We start from the raw sequence: 24,227 nt of genomic DNA, 5'->3' as shown, positions 1-24,227 counted from the left end.
GGTGGGCCTGGACGGCTTCTACGAGCGTCTGGACACCATCGGCATCGAATACGGGCCCGCGTTCCGGGGCCTGAGTGAACTGTGGCGTGACGGCGACACCGCCTACGGTCTGGTTCATCTTCCCGAAGATGTCTCCACCGACGGTTACGGAATCCACCCCGCACTCCTCGACACCGCCCTGCACACCCTGTTCGCCGTACCGGACGGCAACGGCACCGGAGACGACATCGCCCTGCCGTTCCAATGGACCGGGGTCGACCTACTCGCCGGCGCGGGCAGCCTGCTCCACGTCCGGGCCGAGCTCGACAAGAAGCGCACCGCCGCCCGGATCTGGGTGGCCGACGAGAACGGCAGCCCCGTCGCCCGGATCGAGGGCCTCCAGGTGCGGCAGGCCACGTCGGAGCAGATCCGCGCCGCCGCTTCGGTGTCCGTGGACCACCTGTATCGGCTGGAGTTCCGGCCGGTCACGGCCGGTTCGCCGGCACGTGACGCAGACCGGCTGGTGATCGACGCACGCGGCTGGTCGGGTTCGGTGACGGAGGTCGCCGGACGTGGCCTGACCGAACTGCAGCAAGCCCTGTCCGGCGACACAGCCGAGATCGTGCTGGTGACCTGTGGTGCGGTCGGCGAGGACGCCACCAGTGTGGCGCAGGCATCGCTGTGGGGTCTGGTGCGTTCGGCACGCAGTGAACACCCCGAGCGGATGATCCGCCTGATCGACACCGACACCGATGACCTGACAGCGGCCCTGCACATCGCGGACGAGCCCGAACTGATCGTGCGCGACGGCCAGGTGCTGGCCGCCCGCCTGGTCCGGGCATCCGCTGACGCCGACACACAGGCCCGTGCCCTCGATCCTGCCGGGACGGTACTCATCACCGGCGGAACGGGAGAGTTGGGCCAGGCCCTGGCCCGCCACCTGGTCCACGAGCACGGCGTGCGGCGTCTGGTCCTGACGTCCCGCCGCGGTGCCGACGCTCCCGGTGTGTCCGACCTGGTGGGGGAGTTGACCGCAGCGGGTGCCGACCGGGTCGAGGCCGTCGCGTGTGATGTGGCCGACCGTGCCCAGGTCCGCAACCTGCTCACCAGCACGGACCCGGCCCACCCGTGGACCGGCGTGTTCCACCTCGCCGCCGTCCTCGACGACGGACTCCTCGCCGACCAGAACCCCGACCGTCTCACCGGTGTCCTCGCCCCCAAGACCGAGAGCGCACTCCACCTGCACCACCTGAGCCGTGAACTGGACTGCGACCTCGCCGCGTTCGTCCTCTACTCCTCCGCCTCCGGCGTCCTCGGCAGCCCCGGCCAGAGCACCTACGCCGCCGCGAACACGGCCCTGGACACGCTCGCCACCCACCGCCGCAGCCAGGGGCTTGCCGCCACCAGCCTGTCGTGGGGTTTGTGGCAGCAGGCCGGGATCGGGTTGACCGCGGCGTTGGGGCAGGCGGACGTGGCCCGGATGCGGCGTCAGGGTTTCGGGGCTCTGACCCAGCAGCAGGCGCTCGCCGCACTGGACGCGGCTCTGCTCCAGCCGCACGCCCACCTCGTCCCGATCAAGCTCGAAACCGCATCGCTGCGCCGCGCCCTGGACGACGGCGAGCAACTCCCGCCCGTCTTCCGTGCCCTGGTCCCCGCCCGCCCGCGCGGCACACGCCGTGCCCCCGGCACCGGTTCCGGCCTGCGCGAGCGGTTCGACGCCCTGCCGCAGGCCGAGCGCCGCGCCGCGGTCACCGAGATGGTGCGCCGCGACGTCGCGGTCGTCCTCGGCATCACGGACCCGCAGGAACTCGGCGACGACCAGCCCCTCAAGGACCTCGGCCTCGACTCGCTGATGGCCGTCGAACTGCGCCGCCGCCTGTCCGCACAGGTGCGCGCCACCCTGCCCGCGGACCTCGCGTTCGCCCACCCCACCCCCGGCGCCCTGGCCGAGTACCTCCTCGCCCACGTCTTCGGCACCGCACCCGGAACCGACAACCCCGACACCACCACCACCAGCGGCGCGGCGCCGCTGCCGCTGGAGCGAGCCGAACAGCGGGACGTGCACCCGGCGACCGAGGGCCAGAGCCGCCTGTGGTTCCTGGAGCAGATGAACCCGGGCACCGCCCGCTACAACGTGGCCCTGCGGATACGGCCCGCCCGTCCGCTGGACCGCGACGCGTTCACCCGGGCCCTGGCATGGACGGCCGGGCGGCACGAGGCGCTGCGCACCGGACTGGGCTCCCTCGAGGGCCGTCTCGTCCAGACCGTCCACACCGACGTCACTGTCCCGTTCACGTACGAGGACCTGTCCGGCCTCGGACAGGACGCGGTGGACGAGACGATCCGGCAGGAGGAGCTGCAGCCCTTCGACCTCGCCGGGCCGTCCCTGCTGCGCTGCCGCCTGCTCGACACCGAGGCCGACGGCCAGATCCTGTGCCTGACCTTCCACCACTCGGTCACCGACGGCTGGTCCCTGACGGTCTTCCTGCGTGAACTGTACGACGCCTACCAGGCGTTCACGGCCCACAGCGAGCCGCAGGCGGCCGAGCCCGCGTATCACGTCGGCGACTACGCCCGCTGGGAGCAGCGCAGCCTGGCCGAGGGCCGGTTCGAGGAGGCGCTGCGGTTCTTCACCGCCGAACTGGAAGGCTCGCAGGCCCTGGAGCTGCCGCCCGGCCCGCAGGACGCGGCGGAAGGCGCCGAAGGCGGCGACGCGGTCTACTTCACCGTGCCCGCGGAGCTGCGCGAGCAGCTGGAGGCCCTCGCCCTTGAGGCGTCCGTCACCCCGTACACCGTCTTCGCCGGCGCGTTCGCCGTGATGCTGGCCCGCTACGCCGACCAGGACGATTTCACCCTGGGCACCGTCTGGGCCAACCGGCAGCTGCCGGGCACCTCGGACGTGCTGGGCTTCTTCACCAACACGCTGCCCCTGCGCTGCGATCTGAGCGGCGATCCGATTTTCACGGATCTGCTGGCCGCGCTGCAGCCGCGGATCCTGGGGCTGATCGAGCACCAGAGCGTGCCGCTCACCGAGGTGATGAAGGCCGCCGGCACGCCCCGCACCGGTGACGACAACCCGCTGATCCGCGCCGTGTTCAACTACCTGGGCGCCGACTTCCCCGCCCTGGGCAGCGGCGAGGACGCCTGGCTCCTGCCGACCAGCGGCAAGGGCGCGGGCAACGTCCGCGGCGCTTCCAAGTTCGCCCTCGGCATGAACCTCGCGCCCAGCGGCGACGGGCTGTGGGGCGAGCTGGAGTACCTCTCCCACACCTTGGACCGGCCGTCCGCCGAGCGGATGGTGCGCAACTTCCGCACCCTGCTCGAGTCGCTGGCCGCGCAGCCGCGGCGCCGCCTGAGCGAGCTGGATCTGCTGGAGGCGGCCGAGCTGGCCTGGCTTCAGAAGCGCGGCGGCCGCCCCACGGCCACGGCGGACGACGACGCGACGACGGCTCTGGACCTGGTGCTGGCCCAGGCGCGCCGCACACCGGACGCGATCGCCCTGGTCTGCGACGGCCGGGAGACGACCTACCGTCAGATGGTCGCGCGGGCCGGGACACTGGCCGAACAGCTCACCGAGGCCGGCGTGACGGCCGAGGTCCCCGTCGGAGTGCACCTGCCCCGCTCCGCGGACCTGGTCGTCTCGGTGCTGGCCATCTGGATGGCGGGCGGCGCCTATCTGCCGGTCGACCCCAACTACCCGCAGGCACGGGTCGACTACGTCATCCAGGACAGCGGACTGGAGGTGCTCGTCTCCGACCGGCCCGTGGACACCACGGCCCGCGTACTGCTCATCGGCGACATCCCCGACGCCCCCCTGGACGCCCCATGGCCCTCGCCGGCCGCCCGCCCCGCGCTCGGCGACCTGGGATACGTCATCTACACCTCCGGCTCCACCGGCACCCCCAAGGGCGTCCTGATCGAGCACGGACAGTTCGTCAACTTCTGCCGCAGCGTCGACGACCGGATCGGCGGCGGCCCCGAAGACACCTGGCTGGCCGTCACCAGCCCCTCGTTCGACATCTCCACCGTCGAACTGATCTGGACCCTCACCCGCGGCTACCGCGTGGTCATCGCCCAGGGCAGCGTCGGCGAATGGCCCGGCTACCGCACCTTCGCCCCCACCCACCTGCAATGCACCCCGTCGCTGGCCAGGATGCTGCTGGCCGACGCCGACGGCCGGGCCCTCCTCGGCGGCCTGGACCGCATGATCGTCGGCGGTGAGGCGCTGGACCGGACGCTCGCGAAGAAACTGCTGCGCACCGTACGCGGCTCGGTGACCAACATCTACGGCCCCTCCGAATGCACCGTCTGGTCCACCACCTGGAACGTCGAACCGGGCGAGGTCTCCCTCGGCGACGCCGTCCTGGGCACCGGCCTGTACGTCCTCGACAGCCACGGCGCACGGATGCCCCGCGGCAGCCGCGGCGAACTGTGGATCGGCGGGCGGGCCGTGACCCGCGGATACCTCGGCAGGCCGGAACTGACCGCCGAACGCTATCTGCCGGACCCGTTCTGCCCCGGCGCCCGCATGTACCGCACCGGCGATCTGGTGCGCTACCGCGAGGACGGCAGCCTGGAGTACTGCGGCCGCATCGACTCCCAGATCAAGCTGTACGGACACCGCATCGAACTCGGCGAGATCGAGGCCGTCGCGGGCGAACACGACTGCGTCGTCGAATGCGCCGCCGTCGTACGCCAGGACACCGAGAACGACCCCCGCCTGTTCCTGTACTGGACGGGCCGGCCCACGGACGAGGACCTCATACGCGCCTGCATCGCCGAACGGCTCCCCGCCTACATGGTGCCCTCCCGGCTGATACGCCTGGACGAACTGCCGCACACCCCCAACAAGAAGGTCGACCGCGGCGCGCTGATCCGGATGCCCGCACCGCGGGCCGACAGCACGGCACCGGCCCCCTCCGGCACCACCGCACCCGCCGCACCTGCCGCCGCGGGCGACAGCGTCGAGCAACTGGTGCGCCGCGCCTGGGCCCAGGCGCTGGACCGTCCGCAGATCGAAACCGACCGCGGCTTCTTCGAGCTGGGCGGCAACTCGATGAACGCCCTGCACGCCCACAAGACGATCTGCGAAGGACTCGGCCGCGAGTTCCCCCTGTCCGCGGTCTTCCGCTACCCCACCGTCCGGCAGCTCGCCGCCTTCCTGCGCGGCGACCACGAACCCGCCCGGACGGCCCACGGGCGGCGGCCCGCACCGCGGCGCCGCACCGACGACGACGCGATCGCCATCGTCGGAATGTCCTGCCGGCTGCCCGGCGCACCGGACATCACCACCTACTGGCACAACCTCAGGAACGGCACCGAGTCGATCACCCGGTTCTCCGAGACGGAACTGCGGGCCGCCGGAGTCCCCGACACACTGCTGCGCGACCCGAACTACGTGCGGGCCAAGGGCCACGTGGAGAACGCCGACCTCTTCGACGCCCCGTTCTTCGACTACTCGCCCGCCGAGGCCGAGACGATGGACCCGCAGCACCGCCTCTTCCTCGAGTGCGCCTGGGAAGCCCTGGAGCACGCGGGCCTGGTCCCGCAGACCTACGACGGCAGCATCGGAGTCTTCGGCGGATCGGGCTTCGGCGGCTACGGCGGCGAGGAAGTCAACGACATGTCGTCGTTCTTCCGCACCATGATCGGCACCAAGAACGACTACTTCGCCACCCGCGTCGCCCACAAGCTCAACCTCCGCGGCCCCGCCCTGTCGGTGCAGACCGCCTGCTCGACCGGCCTGGTCGCCACCCACCTGGCCCGCGAAAGCCTGCTGCGCGGCGAGTCCGACGTCGCCCTCGTCGGCGCCTCGTCACTGACCGTCCCCCTCAAACAGGGCTACATGTACCAGCAGGGCCTGGTGCTCTCCGCGGACGGCAAGTGCCGCGCCTTCGACGAGAAGGGCGGCGGCACCGTCTTCGGCAGCGGCGTCGGAGTGGTGGTCCTGCGCCGCCTGTCCGACGCCCTGGCCGCCGGCGACACCGTCTACGCCGTGATCCGCGGCAGCGCCGTCAACAACGACGGCGCCGACAAGGTCGGCTTCACCGCGCCGAGCGTCGAGGGCCAGGCCCAGGTCATCGCCGCCGCCCAGGCCGCGGCCGGCGTCACCCCCGCCGGGATCGGGCTCATCGAGGCCCACGGCACCGCGACCGCGCTCGGCGACCCCATCGAAGTACAGGCACTGCAACAGGTGTTCGCCGCAGACGACCGCGACGAGCCGTGCGCCCTCGGCTCCGTGAAGACCAACATCGGCCACACCGACGTCACCGCGGGACTCGCCGGCCTCATCAAGGCCGCCCTGTGCCTGCACCACAGTGAACTCGTACCCAGCCTCAACTTCGAACGCCCCAACCCCGAGATGGGTCTCGACCCCGACCTCTTCCACGTCAACACCGAACTACGGCCCTGGCAGCAGGACACCCCGCGCCGCGCCGGCGTGTCCTCCTTCGGCATCGGCGGCACCAACGCCCACGTCGTCCTCGAACAAGCCCCGCCACGCGACCGGCCCGAGACGCCCCGCACCCACGGCGGACAACCCGACCCCCTGCCCCTCGTCCTCTCCGCACGCAACGACACGGCACTGCGCGAGCAGGCCGGACGCTGGGCCGACTGGCTCGAGACCCACCCCGACACGCCGCTGCGGGACATCGCCGCCACCGCAGCCCTGCGCCGGGCCCACTTCACCGAACGGGCCGTCGTCATGGCCGGCACCCCCACCGAAGCGGCCGAAGCACTCACCGCCCTCGCCGGACACCGCTCCCACCGCGCCCTGATCCAGGGCACGGCGGGGGAGCGGGGCAAGGTCGTGTTTGTGTTCCCCGGTCAGGGCAGTGAGTGGGCGGGGATGGGGCGGGCGCTGCTGGAGCAGTCGCCGGTGTTCGCGGAGACGGTGCGTGAGTGCGATCGGGCACTGGCTCCGTATCTGCGCTGTTCGGTGGAGGAGTTGTTGCGGGAGGGTTCGCCCGAGGCATGGTCGCGGCTGGATGTGCTGCAGCCGGTGATGTTCGCGGTGTATGTGGGTTTGGCTGCGGTGTGGCGGTCGCTGGGTGTGGAGCCGTCCGCGGTGGTGGGTCATTCGCAGGGTGAGGTGGCGGCCGCGGTGGTGGCCGGTGCGCTGTCCGTCGAGGACGGTGCGCGGGTGATCGGTGTGCGCAGCGCCGCCCTGCAAGGGGTGGCGGGTGTGGGCCGGATGGCGGTGGTGGAACTGCCGCTGGAGCGGGTGCGGGAGGCGATCGCCCCGTATGGGGAGGCGGTGTCGGTCGCGGCGGTGAACACGCCGTCGTCGACCGCTGTCTCCGGTGACGCTCAGGCGATCGGCGCGCTGCTTCAGATGTGGGACGACGCGGATGTGTCGTGCGGGTGGCTGGAGGCGCCGGTCGCCTCCCACAGTCATCACATGGACGGCCTGCTGCCCGACCTCGAGGCACGACTCGCCCCGCTCCAGCCGCGCCCGGGACAGGTGCCGTTCTACTCGACGGTGACCGGCGGACAGTTGGACGGCACGGAGCTGGACGCGGCCTACTGGTGCCGCAATCTGCGCGAGCCGGTGCGTCTCGATGCGGCGCAGCAGGCGCTGCTCACCGACGGGCTGGACGTGTTCGTCGAAGTCAGCCCCCACCCCGTCCTGCTCATGCCGCTCACCGACGGCACCCTGCACGCCGGCCACGACCAGGCCGTCGTCGCAGCCACCCTCCAACGCGACCACGGCGACCTCACCCAGTTCCTGCGCACCGCCGGACTGCTCCACGTCCACGGCGTCCGGGTCGACTGGCGACACGTCCTCGGCGAAGCACCCGTGGCCGCACTGCCCACCTACGCCTTCCAGCGCCGCCGCTACTGGATCGACACCCCCGCCAAGACCACCACCACATCCACCGCCGCACCCGCCGACGCCTTCTGGGCAGCCGTCCGCGCCGGCGAGAGCGGACGGATCGCGGACCTGCTGGAGGCCCCCGCACCCCTGCGCGCCGGGATCGACGAACTCCTGCCGCTGCTGGCCGCCTGGCAGGACAAGCAGCACACCCACGCCACGATCGCCCCCTGGCTCTACGACGACGTGTGGCAGCCGCAGTCCCCGCCCGCCACCTCCACCCCCGCCGCCCTGGAAGGCGGCTGGGCCCTGGCCGCCGGCCCCGACCAGGCCCGCCTCGCCGACGAACTCGCCCGCGAACTGCGCCTGGCCGGTGCCACCGTGCACCGCCTCGACGCCGGCCAGGACCGCACCGAAGTGGCCGCCGCCCTGACCACCCTTGCCCCCGGCCTCGCCGGCATCGTCACCCTCGGCGGCCTCGACACCACCCTCGACACCGCCGGCGTCCCGCACGGATTCCGCACCACCCTCACTCTCGTCCAGGCCCTCATCGACACCGGCCTCCACCTGCCGCTGTGGATGCTCACCCAGGGCGCGGTCAGCGTCGACGGCGCCGAACCCCTGCCCCACCCCCTGCAAGCCCTGGTGGCCGGACTGGCACGGGTGACCGCCCTGGAACAGCCCGCCCTGACCGGCGGCGTCGTCGACCTGCCGGCGAGCCCCCACGACGGTTGGGCCCTCCAACTCGTGAACACCCTGCGGGCCGAGGACCACGAGGACCAGATCGCCCTGCGCCCCGACGGCCGCTACGTACGCCGGATGCTGCGCACCGCCCCCGAGACGCCCACCGGCGCCTGGACCACCGGCGGCACCGCACTGATCACCGGCGGCACCGGAGGACTGGGCCTGCACCTGGCCCGCCACCTCACCCGGCGCGGCACCACCCGCCTCGTCCTGGCCTCCCGCGCCGCGTCCCGCTCGGCCGAGGCCGCCGCACTGCGCGACGAACTCGCCGGCGCCGGCATCACCGTCACCACCGCCGACTGCGACATCAGCGACCGCGACCAGCTGCGCCGGCTCCTCGACCACTGCGACGACGACCCGGCACAACCCCTGCGCGTGGTCGCCCACCTCGCCGGCATCACCCGCGGCACCGCCCTCCAGGCGATCACCCCCGAACAGATCGGCGGAGAACTGGCCGCCAAACTCCACGGCGCCCACCACCTGCACGACCTGCTCGCCGACCGCCCGCTGGACGCGTTCCTCCTCTACGGCAGCGGCGCCAGCCTGTGGGGCGGCGCCCACCAGGCCCTGTACGCCGCCGCCAACACCGGACTCGACGCCCTCGCCCGCCACCGCCGCATCCTCGGCCTGACCGCCACCGTCGTCCACTGGGGCGGCTGGGCCGGCCAGGGCATGCTCACCGCCCAGGCAGAGGAACACGTCCAGGCCCGCGGCCTGTACTCGATGGAACCCGCCCACGCCCTGCACGCCCTCGGCGCCGCCCTCGACGCCGACCTGACCACCCTCGGCGTCGCCGACATCGACTGGGCCCGCTTCGCCCCCGCCTACTGCGCGGCCCGGCCCCGCCCCCTCATCGAGGACATCGACGACGTCCGTCATGCGCTCGCCGCCCACCGAACACCCGACGACACCCTCGCCGGCGCCCGCCTCGCCGACGAACTCGCCCGCATGAGCCCCCAGACGCGCCTGCACCACATGACCGGGATCGTCCGCACCGAGATGGCCCACGTCCTGGGCCTCGCGGCCGCCGACATCCCCGACCGGCAGCCGCTGCAACAGCTCGGATTCGACTCCCTGATGGCCGTCACCGTCCGCGGCAACCTCGCCCGCGCCACCGGCCTGCCCCTGACCACCGGCATCCTCATCAAACACGCCACCTGCGACGGCATCGCCCGCCACCTGATCGGCGAACTCCGCGGCGAGCCCGCCGCAGAACCGCAGCCGCCCGCCACCGGCGACAACCCCTGGCTGCGCACCCTCAAACCCGCTGCCCGGCCGCACGCCCGGATCGTGTGCCTGCCCGGCATGGGCGGCACCACCGGCGGCTACCTCCCCCTGATCCGCAGCCTCCCCGACGGCGTCGAACTCCTCGGCGTCCAGATGCCGGGCCGCGAGGCCCGCACCGACGAGCCGCCCATGACCGACATGACGACCGTCGCCGAACACATCACCACCGCCCTGTCCGGCCACGACCCCCTCCCGCTGGTCCTCTACGGCCACAGCCAGGGCTCCTGGCTCGCCTGGGAAATCGCCCACCGGCTCGCCGAACGCGACGACGCGCCGCCGCTGTCCCTCGTCGTCGCCTGCGCCCGGACCCCGTTCGCCGACACACCGGAGATCATCCAGCGGATCGGGGAGGCCACCGCCGCCTGGGACGGCACCTCGACCGCCCACCTCGCCGAGGTCTACCAAGGACTGCTGCCCCAGCAGGTCCTCGACTCCGAAGACCTCCTCACCGAATACATCCAACGCCTCGTCGTCGACGTCCAACTCGGCGAGAGCCTCCGCGAAACGCTCGCCACCGTCCACCGCGACCCCCTGAAGATCCCCGTATTGGCCGTCGCCGGCACCCACGACCCGGTGGTCCCCGCGCCATCCATGGACGGCTGGCGCGAGACGACCCACGGAACCTTCACCCGGCGCAGCATCCCCGGCACCCACGCGGCACCGCTCGAGAACGCAGAGGCCATGGCCGCCGAACTCCTCTCCGCGATCCCCGCCCCGGGCCGATGACCCGCCCGCCCGCCCCTCGCCCTTCCTGTCACACCTTCACGGAGGAAAGCCATGCCTGAGATTCAGCGCCCCGACGGTGCCCGGATCCACTACCAGGTGCACGGGGAAGGATTCCCCGTCCTGCTCCTCGCACCGGGCGGGGTGAACAGCCAGATCGAGTCCTGGGACACGAACTTCTACCACCCCGTGCACGAACTGGCCCGGCACTTTCGCGTCATCGCGATGGACCAGCGCCACGCCGGCCGCAGCCCCGCCCCCACCACCCCCTTCTCGTACGAGCAGACGACCGGCGACCAGCTCGCCGTCCTCGACGAACTCGGCATCGACCGGGCCCACCTGGTGGCAGCCGGCATCGGATGCGCCCACGCCTGGCGGCTGACCCACCAGGCCCCCGACCGGGTGGCCGCCGTCGTCGGACAGGAACCGGTCGGCCGGGACTCCACCAACACCCTCGGCTCGTTCTTCGACGAGTTCGACGAGGCGATGCGCCACGTACGCGCCGCCTCCTTCGACGACCCCGACACGATGGGGCTGCGCGCGGTGACCGAAGCCGCCCTGCAGGAGCCGCGGTTCGCTCTCAACCCCGCCGCCGGGCCCTTCGCACAGCGGCTCCACGACGACGCCGCCTTCCGCGAGGAGTTCCTCACCTTCACCCGCGAAAGCTACGTCACCCGCCTGGTCCGCTTCCGCGACGGCGTCTGGCCCGACGAATCGGCCTACTTCACCGTCCCCGAGGAGTGGATGACCCGCTTCCCCGCCCCGCTGCTCCTGCTCCCCGGAAGCGACCTGCGCCACCCCGAGGGCGTGTCCAAGCGCATCGCCACAGAGGCCCCGCGGGCGACCCTCCTCGACCACGGCTTCGACGCCCCCGAGCGGCGGGACGCGACCGTCGAGGCGATCACCGGGTTCCTCACCGCGAACACCCCCCGCTGAAACGAAAGAAGGCAACCGCGATGCCCACCCTCGACTCCCTCGACATCACCAGCGAAGCGCTCATCAACGAACGCGGATACCCGTGGAAGGAATGGGAGCAACTGCGCCGTGAGGCCCCCGTCTACTGGTACCAGCGCCCCCATTACGAGCCGTTCTGGGCGCTGACCAAGTACGAGGACCTCGCCTGGGTCGCCGCCAACCCGCACCTGTTCACCGTCAGCCAGCGCGTGCAGATCGAAACCCCCGACGAGATCGAGCCATTCGAGACCGAACGGGTCCGCCGCGCCGAGCAGTACGGCCACCCCGTCGACTACCACTACGGCCTGCCGTTCATGGACCCGCCGGACCACCTCCAGGTCCGCAAGGCCATCTACCCGGCCTTCACCGCCGGCGGACTGGCCCAGATGGAGATACGGCTGAAGGAGCTCGCCGCCCAGCACGTCGCCGAGTTCACCCAGCTCCTCGACGAACGCGGCCACGCCGACGTGGCCCACGAACTGTCCGCGAAGCTGCCGCTGGCCGCCCTGTTCGACCTGCTGGGCGTCCCCGAGAAGGACTGGGAGTACCTCTTCGAGCTGCACCACCAGATCGCCGGCGCCTTCAGCTCCGGCTTCAAGTCCCTCGAAGGCGAGGACCCGCAGGCCGCGTTCATGCGCCTGATCATGGACCTCGACGACTACATGGCCCAGCTGGTGCGCACCCGCATGGCCGAGGGCGGCGGCGACGGCAAGGACGTCCTGAGCCGGCTCGCGAACGCCCGCCTCAACGGCGAGAAGCTCCAGTTCCACGACATCTCCTACCACTTCACCAACCTGGTGCACGCCGGCAACGGCACCAGCCGCAACGCCATCGTCGGCGGGGTCAAGGCCCTGCTCGAGCACCCGGACCAGCTGCAGAAGCTGATCGACGACCCGTCCCTGGTCGACAGCGCCGTCGAGGAGATCCTGCGCTGGACCTCGGTCGGCATCGTCTTCGCCCGGGTCGCCAAACAGGACCTCGAGATCCGCGGACAGCTCATCCGCAAGGGCCAGACCGTCGCCATGGTGCACCCCTCGGCCAACCGGGACGAGGACATCTTCGACGAGCCGGACCGCTTCGACATCACCCGCTCGCCCAACAAGCACGTCGCGTTCGGCGGAGCCGGCGAACACCGCTGCATCGGCATGGCACTCGCCCGCATCGAACTGCGCGCCATGTTCCACGCACTGCTGCCCCTGCTGCCCTGCCTCGAACTGACCGGCGAAGGGCGGCTGCACGTCCTGCGCATGGTCGTCGCCGAATACGCGGAGCTCTCCGTCAGGCGCAAGCGGCCCGCCGCCTGAACCAGCCCCCGGCAGACCGCCACGGCGAAATACACGGACAGAAAAAGAGAAAGAGGGGACGGACGTGTCCACACAGGAGGCCACCGGCAGGAAATGCACCGGCGGCAGCAGAACACTGCAATTGCCGGCGACCCTCCAGGGATTCGCCGACTGCGACGAGACGGACCTGCAGATCGTGGTCCCCTGGTCCGGGCCCGCCATCGACCCCGGCACCGGATTGCTGCGCGGCCCCCTGCCCGACCGGTATCTCATATCCGCGTCCAGCGGATGGCCGAAACCGGACGCCGAGGAGACGACCGCTGACATGATTCAGGTCCTCATACAAGAGGGCTGGGAAAAGTACGGGATGCTGGCGGCGACCTTCGCCTACTCCGAGCGCTGCTGGAACAGCGCCAAAGGCCTTTCCATCTGGAAGGACGAGGAGACCATGCGCGCGTTCGTCGCGTCGACGGAGCACATGGCCGCCATGCGGAAGACCAAGAAGGTGATGTACGCGTGGGAGTCAACCCACTGGGTCGCCACGGAAACCGCACGGCTGCCCACCTTCGCCGAAGGCAAAGTGAAACTCGCCGAAGTCCGCGAGGACTACCCCGTGCGATGACCATCCGACCGGCCGGCGGCTCGTCCCACCACCCCGCCCCGCACAGAAACAGGTGACATGACCAAGCACATCGCATTCTTCAACTTCCCCGCCTTCGGACACATCAACCCCAACCTGGGAGTGGTCCAGGAACTGGTCCGGCGCGGCCACAAGGTCACCTGCACCACCACCGACCACTTCGCGCCGGCCATCGAGGCGTCCGGCGCCCGCCCGGTGCCCTACACCTCCGTCTTCGGCGACTACTACACCAGCCCCTACACCCCCGAAGCCCTCAAGGGCGAAGGCCTGCGCTGCTTCAACGAGGCCAAGACCCTCGCCGCATCCGTCGAGGACTTCTACGCCGACGACCGCCCCGACCTCGTCGTCTACGACTTCATGGCCTGGGGCGCCCGGTTCTACGCCGCCAAGCACGACGTGCCCGCGGTCAGGCTGTTCCCCTCCTACGGGGCCAACGAGCACTTCGCCATCCACGAGAAGTTCCCGGTCGCCGAGATGAGCGACCCGCTGGTGATGGACATGCTCACCCAGCTCGAGGCGCACCTGCCGGACATCGGCCTGGAAGGAACCTCCGCCATGGAGTTCCTCACCAAGATCGAAGACCTCGGCATCATCTTCCTGCCCCGCGAGTTCCACTACGACGGCGACACCTTCGACGAGCGCTTCGTCTTCGCCGGCCCCTGCCTCGGCGACCGGTCCGCCTTCCAGGGCACCTGGCAGCCCACCGGCGACCGGCCCGTCCTGCTGATCTCCCTGGGCACCGCCGCCACCGGCTGGCCCGAATTCTTCACCATGGCCGTCGAAGCCTTCCGCGACGCCCCCTTCGAGGTCGTCATGGCCGTCGGCGACCACGTGGATGCGGCCGAACTGGGCGACCTGCCCGCCCACTTCCACGTCTCCCGGCACGTGCCGCAACTCGACGTGCTGCGCCACGCCAGCCTGTTCATCACCCACGGCGGCATGAACAGCACCATGGAATCCCTCCACAACGGCGTGCCCATGGTCGTCATCCCGCAGATGAACGAGCAGCGGGCCAACGGACTGCGCGTGGAGGAACTGGGCCTGGGCCGGCTCCTGGCCGCCGCCGACACCACCGCCGTGAGCCTGCGCAAGCACGCCGACGACGTCCACGCCGACCAGGGCATCAAGGACCGCGTCACAGCCCTGCAGACCACGATGCGGCAGGTCGACGGACCGGTCGTCGCCGCCGACGCCATCGAAGGGTTCCTGGCCACCGCCCGCTGATCCGGCCCCTCCTGCGACCGCACAAGCCGGCCGGACCGGACGGGGCCCTGGACGGCCCCCGACGGCCCGGCCGGCTTCTTGCCGCGCAAATTTTTTCCCGAAAACACCCCACCGACGGCACGCGACGAAGCGGCGTGCAGTGATTCAAGGAGAAGACGTGAAGAGAATAGCCCTGCCGGCACTCGCCGTCGCCCTGGCGATGACGACGGTGCTGGCCATGGAAGTGAACGCCGAAGAGCCGCAGAAGCCGAAACCGCGGCACCCGCACGCGAAAAGCGGCGCCTTCCCTCCCATAGGACCGATATCGAGCCCGGAAGGCAAGACCGGATTCCGCTTCGGAGTGGCCAGCTCCGCCACCCAGATCGAGGACAAGAACCCCAACACCGACTGGTACAAGTGGACCCGCCCGGCACCCGAGGGAATGGGCAAGAGCCCCTTCGTCGGAGAAGGCGTCAAAGGCTACTCGAAAGCACTCCAGGACGTCCGGCTCATCGACGACCTGAATGTCGACTCCTACCGGTTCGGCATCGAATGGGCACGCATCGAACCCCGGCGCGACGTCATCGACAAAAACGCTCTCGCCCACTACAGGAAACAACTCGACGCCCTTGCCGCAAAAGGCATCCGGCCCATGATCACCGTGCACCACTTCGCCAATCCGGTATGGGTCGACGACCCGGCCGACAACGCATGCGAGAACGGGCCCCGCGACACCAACCTGTGCGGCCTCGACCACCCCCGGGGCGGCCCGCTGGTCGTCAAGGAAATGGCCGAATTCGCCGCACTCCTCGCCACCACGTTCGGCGACCGCGTCGACGAATGGGTCACCGTCAACGAACCCATGGTCTACATGACCCTCTCCCACTCCTTCGGCGCCGGCCCGCCCGGAAAGTCCAGCCTGCTGAAGGGCGACGTGAAAAGCTTCGCCGCCGCCCAGCGCACCTACATCCAGGCCCACGTGGCCATGTACGACGCCATCAAGAGGTCCGACCGCACCGACACCGACGGCGACGGCGCCCCCGCAAGCGTCGGCCTGACCACCGGCGCCCAGGAATACGTCCCGGTCCACGACGGCAAACTCAGCAACGACCCCAAGGACATCGCCGCCCGCGACCGCTACCGCCAGTTCATCGACTACAGCGTCGTCGACTCGCTGTGGCAGGGCCGCTTCGACCAGGACCTCGACGGCACCATGGACGAAGCACACCCCGAGTGGAAGAACAAACTCGACTGGCTCGGCCCGCAGAGCTACTCCCGCACCGGCGTCTCCGCACCCGGCTCCGACCCGGCCGGCATCCTCTACCCCGTACTCAACGTCGAGGTCTGCCTCACCGAACCGAGCCTGCCCCTCCTCGACAAGACGTACTACGTCCCCACCATGGGCTACGAGACCAACCCCCAGGGCCTCTACACCGTCCTCAAGGAGATCAGCAGCCGCTACCCCGGACTGCCGCTCGTCGTCACCGAGTCCGGCCTGGCCACCGAATCCGGCAAGCGCCGCGCCGAACACCTCGTACGCGCCCTCGAACAGATCCAGCGCCTGCGCGCGGAAGGCACCGACATCCGCGGCTACTACCACTGGAGCCTGCTCGACAACTTCGAATGGCTCGGCGGCTACACCCCGCGCTTCGGCCTCTACCGCGTCGACCGCACCACCATGGAACGCACCCCCACCGAAGCGGCCACCGTCTACGCCCGCATCGCCGACCGCCGCTTCCTGACCCCCGCCGACAAGGCCCACTACGGCGGCAGCGGCCCCCTCACCCCCGAACCGTCCGCCGCCGGAGCCGGCAGCTGACCCGACCTGAACCCGCCCGGCACGAGGGCCGCCCCGCACCGTCGGAGCGGCCCTCGGCCCGTCTGGACGGCCGCTCGAGCACGCCCCGAGCCGCCCCCACCAGGGTGGATGCGGTTGCGCCCGGGCGCGGAAACAGGGGAGCCACCCGCACGGACATCGGTCGCAGAAGGACGAGGGTGAACACATGAGCTTGGCCAAGGAGAACGGCGGCAGCGGTCCCTCTTCCACCGCCCAGGACGTCGCACGGTTCATCCAGGAAACCGTCGCCGACCTGCTCGGCACCACCCCCCGGTCCGTCACCGCCGACCGGCCCCTGCACGAACTCGGCATGACCTCCGTCCACACCATGGCCCTCACCGGCCGGCTCTCCGACCACCTCGGCCACCCCGTGCCCAGCTGGACCGCCTGGCAGTACCCCACCGTCACCGCCCTCGCCGCCCACCTCACCGGCGACCCCGCCCGCCCCGCCCCGGCCCCCGCGCCCGGCACACCGGCAGGCGCACCGGCAGGCCGCGGCCCGCACCACGAACCCGTCGCGATCGTCGGCCTCGGCTGCCGCCTGCCCGGCGGCGTCGACAGCCCCCACACCCTGTGGCAGGCCCTCACCGACGGCCTCGACGCCATCCGCGACGTACCCGCCGACCGGTGGAACATCGACGACTGGCACGACGAAGCCCCCCACGCCACCGGCCGGACGACCACCCGCCGCGGCGGATTCCTCGACGGCATCGCCGACTTCGACGCCGCCTTCTTCCGCATATCACCCGCCGAAGCCCGCCAGATGGACCCCCAGCAGCGCATCGCCCTGGAAGTCGCCTGGGCCGCACTCGAGGACGCACGCATCCGGCCCGCCGACCTCACCGGCACCCGCACCGGCGTCTTCCTCGGCACCATGGCGCAGGAGTACCACCTGGCCACCGGAGCCGACCCCGCACAGATCGCCACCCACTCCGCCACCGGCTGGGACAACTCCGTCATCCCCGCCCGCATCGCCTACACCCTCGGCCTCCAAGGCCCCGCCATGGCCGTCGCCACCGCCTGCAGCTCCTCCCTCACCGCCACCCACCTCGCCGTGCAGAGCCTGCGAAGCGGCGAAACCGACACCGCCCTCGCCGGCGGCGTCAACGTCATGCTCCACCCCCACACCACCGTCGCCATGACCAAGTTCGGCGGCCTGAACCCCGACGGCCAGTGCCGCGCCTTCGACGCCGACGCAGCCGGCTACGTACGCGGCGAAGGATGCGGCATCGTCGTCCTGCGCCGCCTCTCCGACGCCCTCGCCGCAGGCGACCGCATCTACGCCGTCATCCGCGGCACCGCCGTCAACAACGACGGCGCCTCCAACGGCCTCACCGCCCCCAACCCCCAGGCCCAGAGCGACGTCCTGCGCACCGCCTGGCAGGACGCGGGCATCGCCCCCAAGGACGTCTCCTACATCGAGGCCCACGGCACCGGCACCCTTCTCGGCGACCCCATCGAAGCCGAAGCCCTCGGCTCCGTGTTCGCCCCCGGCCGCACCGACACGCTCCACATCGGCTCCGCCAAGACCAACTTCGGGCACCTCGAACCCGCCGCCGGAGTCGTCGGCCTCATGAAAACCGCCCTCGCCCTCCACCACGGCGAAATCCCCGCCGGCCTCCACTTCGACACGCCCAACCCGCACATCGACTTCACCGGCAACCGCCTCGACGTCGTCACCACCCGCCGGCCCTGGCCACCCGCCCGCCGTCGCTACGCCGGCGTCAGCGGCTTCGGCTTCGGCGGCACCAACGCGCACATCGCCCTGGAAGCACCCCCCGCCCGGCCCCGCACTCTGCTCGCCGTCGGCGCCGACACCACCACCGCCCTCACCCGGGCGGCCCACGACCTGATCGACGACATCCGCAACGGCGCCACCCCCGCCCCCACCGCGCACGGCACCGGCCACCACCGTCTCTTCGCCGCAGCCGACCACCCCCACCAGGCCGCCGACGCCCTCGCCGCCCGACTCGACACACCGAACACGCCGGACACACCGGATGCACCCACCGTCACCGGTGCGGACCGCCCCGCCCTGGTGTGGTTCTTCTCCGGCCACGGCTCGCAGTGGCTCGGCATGGGACGCGACCTGCTCACCGAACCCGCGTTCCGCACCGCACTCGCCGAGTGCGACGAAGCCGTACGGGACTGCACCGGCTGGTCCGTCACCGAACAGCTCTGCGCCCCCGCCCACCGCACCGCCCTCCACCGCACGGACATCCTCCAACCCGTGCTCTTCGCCCTCCAGATCGCGCTCGCCCGCACCCTCAAGGCCTGGGGCCAGAACCCCGACGCCGTCCTGGGACAGAGCGTCGGCGAAGTCGCCGCAGCCGTCGTCTCCGACGCCCTGACCCTGCGAGAAGGCGCCAGGATCATCACCACCTGGTCCGCGCTCATCGCCGAACACGCAAGCGGCCACGGCACCCTCGTCGTCTGCGACCTCACCCTCGACCAGGCACGCGACGTCGTCGCCGGCACACCGCTGAGCATCGCCGGACACCTCGCCCCCGGCCAGGTATGCCTGTCCGGCCCCCTCGACGCCGTCGCCGACGCCGAACGCGGCCTCACGGCCGACGGCATCCGCGTCCACCGCGTCAACATCGACTACGCCGCGCACAGCACCGCCCTGCGCGACCTCGCACCCGAACTGACCGCCCGCCTGGGCGCCACAGCCGGACGCACCACCACCGTCCCCCTGCTGTCCACCGTCACCGGCACCCACACCGAAGGCACCGCCCTCGACGCCTCCTACTGGGCACGCAACATGTCCGAGCCCATGCTCCTGACCGAGGCCGTCCACGCCCTCGCCGACCGGTACGGCACCCTGCGCATCGTCGAGATCAGCCCGCACCCGATCGCCCGGCACTCCATCGAACGCACCCTCGCATCCCTCGCCGACAGCACCACGGACAGCACGACAGACAGCACGACAGACAGCCAGGCCCTCGCCACCTGCCTGCGCGACCAGCCCTCCCTCCCCGCACTGGAAGACCTCACCGGCCGCCTGTGGTGCGACGGTTACGACGTGAACTGGGCCGCTGTCACACGCCGCCCCAGCACACCCCGGCCCCCCCTCGTCCTGCCCCTGTCCGGACACACCCCCCGCGCCCTGACCGACAACGCGGTGCGTCTGGCGGAGTGGTTGGAGAGTGCTGACGGGCCGGGTCTCGTCGATGTGGCGTTCTCCGCTGCGCGACGGACCCGTTTCGAACGCCGCGCGGGTGTGGTCGCCGGTTCGGTGGGTGAGGCGGTTGCGGGGTTGCGGGCGGTGGGGGAGGGGCGTTCGGCCGCGGGTGTGGTGACCGGTTCGGCCGCTGCCTCGACGGCTGGTGGTGTGGCGTTCCTGTTCCCTGGTCAGGGGAGTCAGCGGGCGGGGATGGGGCGGGAGTTGTATGAGGCGTTTCCGGTGTTCGCGGAGGCGTTTGATGAGGTGTGCGGCTTTTTTGATGTGGATGTGAAGGGTGTGGTGTTCGGTTCGGATGAGGGGGTGGTTTCTCGGACGGAGTGGGCGCAGCCGGGGTTGTTCGCGTTCGAGGTGGCGTTGTTCCGTCTGGTGGAGTCGTTCGGTGTGCGGCCGGGGTTTGTGGCGGGGCATTCGGTGGGGGAGATCGCGGCTGCGTGTGTGGCGGGGGTGTTCTCGTTGGGGGATGCGTGTCGTCTGGTGGAGGCGCGTGGTCGGTTGATGGGTGGGTTGCCGTCGGGTGGGGCGATGGTGTCGGTGCGTGCTTCGGAGGAGGAGGTGCGGCCTCTGCTGGGTGTGGGGGTTGATATTGCGGCGGTGAACGGGCCGGGTTCGGTGGTTGTGTCCGGTGCGCGGGATGCGGTGGAGGAGTTGGCGGGGCGGTTGGAGGTGTTGGGGTGCCGGACGAAGTCGTTGTCGGTGTCGCATGCGTTCCATTCGCGGTTGATGGATCCGATGCTGGCGGCGTTCGAGGAGGTGGCGGGTTCGGTCACGTATGCCGAGCCGGTGATCGCGATGCCGCCGGTCGATGGTGTGCGGGACGCGGCCTACTGGGTGCGGCATGTGCGTGACGCGGTCCGTTTCGCCGACGACATGCGGTCTGTCGAGGCTCACGGGGTGGGCGCGTGTCTGGAGATCGGTCCGGGCGCGGTCCTGAGCGCGATGGCGCAGGACTGCCTGACCGACACCGACCTGCCCGTCGTCCCCGCCCTGCGCAAGGGCCTGGACGAACCACGCGCCGTGCTGACCGCACTCACGGAACTGCACGTACTCGGCCAGGACATCGACTGGACCCCCCTGTTCGAGGGAACCGGCGCCACCCACACCGACCTGCCCACCTACGCCTTCCAACGCGAACGCTTCTGGCTCGACACACCCCCGGACACCGCCCCGGCCACCCGCACCCGGACCCACGCCGAGGACGCCCTGTGGGAAGCCGTCGAACGCGGCGAGACCGAGGAACTCTCCCGCCTCCTCGGAGCCGACGACCGCACCACCGTCGCCGCGTTGCTGCCCCACCTCGCCGCCTGGCACAGCCGCCACACCCACACCGGCGAAGTGGCGGACTGGCTCTACGAGGAGACCTGGCACCCCGCACCCGCCCCCGCCCCCGCACCCGACACCGTCCGCGGCCCCTGGCTGCTGGTCGCCCCGCCCCCCGGACTGACCCGGACACTCCAGGCGGCCGGCGCCGAGGTGCACACCGTCCCCGCAGCCGGCGAACGCGACCACTTCACCACCCACCTGGCCCGCATCCCCGCAGAAACCGCCACCCACCTGCGCGGCGTACTCGCCTTCACCCCCCTCGACGAAGCCCACGACCCGCAAGCCGAGACCGAACCGCCCTGCGGCACGTCCCAGACCCTCGCCCTCACCCAAGCCCTCGGCGACCACGGGATGCAGGCACCCCTGTGGATCCTCACCCGCGGCGCAGTACACGCACACCCCGACGACACGGTCCCCCGCCCGTGGCAGGCCCAGACCTGGGGCCTGGGACACGTGATCGCCCTCGAACACCCCACCCGGTGGGGCGGACTCGTCGACCTCCCCGAAGAGATCGACACACCAACCGCCCTGCAACTCCTGGCCACCCTCACCGCCACCGGCGACGACGCGGAAGAACACGTCGCACTGCGACCCACCGGCCGCCTCGCACGGCGGCTCTGCCGCGCCGCCGCCCCCGACACCACCGCCCCCACACCAACAGGCCGCGGCACCACCCTCATCACCGGAGGCAGCGGCGCCCTCGCCGCCCACCTCGCACGCCACCTGGCCGCACACGGCACCGAACACCTCGTCCTGGCATCACGACGCGGCCCGAACGCACCCGGCGCCGCCGAACTCAAGGCGGAGCTCGAGACCACAGGCACCCGCGTCACCCTCGCCGCCTGCGACATCAGCGACCCCGCCCGCACAGCCGAACTCCTCGCCACCCTCGACCGCGACGAACAGGCCCCCCTGCGCGCCGTGTTCCACACCGCAGGCGTCCTCGACGACAAACTCCTGACCACCCTCACCACCACCGACGTCGAAACAATCGCGGCACCCAAACTCGGCGGAGCCTGGAACCTCCACGCCCTCACCCAGGACCGCGAACTGGACGCGTTCGTACTGTTCTCGTCCGTCGTCGGAACCCTCGGCAACACCGGACAGGCCGGCTACGCCATGGCCAACGCCGGCCTCGACGCCCTCGCCGCACACCGCAGAGCAGCCGGACTCCCCGCGGTCTGCGTCGCCTGGGGCCCCTGGTCCGACGGCGGCATGGCCGACGGCGCCACCGGCACACTCCTGCGCCGCAACGGACTCGTCCCCATGCCGGCCGCCAAAGCACTCACCGGCCTCGACCTGGCCCTGGCCGCCGGGCGCACCACCGTCGTCGCGCACATGGACTGGACCCACGCCGTCCCAGCCTTCTGCCCACGCGGCCCCCTGCGCCCCGTCCTGAGCCAGATCACCCAAGCCCGCACCGCGAGCCAGCCGCACACCGGCACCGACGACACCGCGACACTGCGCGACACACTCCACGCCCTCACCGACGACGCCCGGCTCCTCCACGTCCAGGACCTCCTGGCAGCCGAGGCAACAGCCGTGCTCGGCATGCAGGACCCGGCAGCCCTCGACCCCGAGCGCGGCTTCAAGGACCTCGGCTTCGACTCGATGATGGCCATCGCCTTCAGCCACCGCATCGAGGACCGCACCGGCATCACCACCCCCAGAACACTGATCTACGACTGCCCGAACCTCCTGGCCGTCACCCGATGGCTCCTCGACCGGCTCACCCCCGCCACCGACACGGGCACACCCGCCCCCGCCGCCACGACCGGCCGCACCGACGAACCACTGGCCGTCGTCGGCGTCGGCCTGCGCATGCCCGGCGACGCCGACGACCTGACCAGCTTCTGGAGCGTCCTGGCCGAAGGCCGCGACACCCTCTCACCCATCCCCGCAGACCGATTCGACACGGACCGGTTCTACGACCCCGACCCCGACGCCGAAGGAAAGACCTACGTCCGCCACGCCTCCCTCCTCGGCGACGTGGCGTCCTTCGACGCGGCCTTCTTCGGCATCAGCCCACGCGAAGCCGAACCGATGGACCCCCAGCACCGGCTGCTCCTCGAAGCCGCCTGGACCTCACTGGAGAACGCCGGCCTGCGCCCCCGCGACCTGCGCGACAGCCGCACCGGCGTCTTCATCGGCGCAGGACCCGGCGAATACGGAAAGTACCGCCAGGGCACCGGCCCCGACACCTACACCCTGACCGGCAGCCTGCCCAGCTTCAACGCCGGACGGCTCTCCTACCACCTCGGCCTGCAGGGCCCCGCCCTGTCCGTCGACACCGCCTGCTCCTCCTCGCTGGTCGCCCTGCACCTCGCCTGCGAGGCCCTGCGCAACGACGAATGCGACCTCGCCCTCGCCGGCGGCGTCCAGGTCCTCGCCGACCCCGGCGCCTTCGTCGCACTCAGCCGCTCGCACGCACTGGCCGCCGACGGCCGCAGCAAGACCTTCTCCGCGGCAGCCGACGGGTACGGCCGCGGCGAAGGCGTCGGCGTCGTCGCCGTCATGCGGCTCACCGACGCCGTCGAGCAGGGCCGCGACATACTCGGCGTCATCCGGGCGACCGCGATCAACCACGACGGGGCCAGCAGCGGCATCACGGCGCCCAACGGCACGTCGCAGCAGAAGGTCATCCGCACCGCCCTCCGCTCGGCCGGCCTGACCCCGACCGACATCGACTACGTCGAGTGCCACGGCACCGGCACAGCCCTCGGCGACCCCATCGAGGTACAGGCCCTCGCCGCCGTGTACGGAGACGGCCGAACCCCCGACAAGCCCCTCGCCCTCGGCACCGCCAAGAGCGTCATCGGCCACCTGGAATCGGCCGCCGGCATCGCAGGCGTCTGCAAGGTCCTCGCCTCGTTCCGCAACGAGGCCCTGCCCCCCACGATGCACAGCACCCCCCGCAACCCGAACATCGCCTGGAACGACCTGCCGGTCCACGTCATCGACGAACTCACCGCCTGGCCACGAGGCGAGCGCGTTCGCCGGGCAGGTGTGTCGTCGTTCGGGCTGAGTGGGACGAATGCGCATGTGGTGCTGGAGGAGGCCCCGCCGGTTGCGGAGGCGCCTGCGGAGGATCGGGACCGTCGGCTGCCCGCACTTCCGGTGGTGGTGTCGGGTCGTGACGAGGGTGCGCTGCGGGCCAACGCGGCCCGCCTCGCCGACTGGCTGGAGTCCCGTGGCGGCGCGGAGCCGGATCTCGCCGATGTGGCGTTCTCCGCTGCGCGACGGACCCGTTTCGAACG

Annotated in this window: 7 protein-coding genes; all 7 read left to right on the top strand. The window is 71.3% G+C overall.

The window, feature by feature from the left end; translation table 11 throughout:
- Positions 1–10,549 (top strand): amino acid adenylation domain-containing protein (locus ACFYV1_RS33565; protein WP_389399443.1); only part of this gene is annotated, 10,549 nt, incomplete at its 5' end.
- 51 nt (positions 10,550–10,600) lie between these two features.
- Positions 10,601–11,482 (top strand): alpha/beta fold hydrolase, encoded by an 882-nt coding sequence (locus ACFYV1_RS33560; protein WP_389399442.1) that lies wholly within the window; start codon positions 10,601–10,603, stop codon positions 11,480–11,482.
- Between the two features lie 20 nt (positions 11,483–11,502).
- Positions 11,503–12,804 (top strand): cytochrome P450, encoded by a 1,302-nt coding sequence (locus tag ACFYV1_RS33555; RefSeq protein ID WP_389399441.1) that lies wholly within the window; start codon positions 11,503–11,505, stop codon positions 12,802–12,804.
- A gap of 64 nt (positions 12,805–12,868) precedes the next feature.
- Entirely contained in the window at positions 12,869–13,405 is a 537-nt protein-coding gene (locus ACFYV1_RS33550) for a DUF3291 domain-containing protein (RefSeq protein WP_389399440.1), read from the top strand.
- Between the two features lie 57 nt (positions 13,406–13,462).
- Entirely contained in the window at positions 13,463–14,647 is a 1,185-nt protein-coding gene (locus ACFYV1_RS33545) for a macrolide family glycosyltransferase (protein ID WP_389399439.1), read from the top strand.
- A 157-nt stretch (positions 14,648–14,804) separates the two neighbouring features.
- Positions 14,805–16,445, top strand: coding sequence for a glycoside hydrolase family 1 protein (locus tag ACFYV1_RS33540; protein ID WP_389399438.1), 1,641 nt, complete (start codon positions 14,805–14,807; stop codon positions 16,443–16,445).
- 184 nt (positions 16,446–16,629) lie between these two features.
- Positions 16,630–24,227, top strand: a 7,598-nt coding sequence (locus ACFYV1_RS33535) for an SDR family NAD(P)-dependent oxidoreductase (RefSeq protein ID WP_389399437.1), incomplete at its 3' end; no start/stop codon positions are given.

The organism is Streptomyces sp. NPDC003023 (genome assembly GCF_042888225.1).
GTDB lineage: Bacteria > Actinomycetota > Actinomycetes > Streptomycetales > Streptomycetaceae > Streptomyces.
Note: the sequence above shows the minus strand (reverse complement) of the source record. Positions and strands in the feature narration are given on the sequence as shown.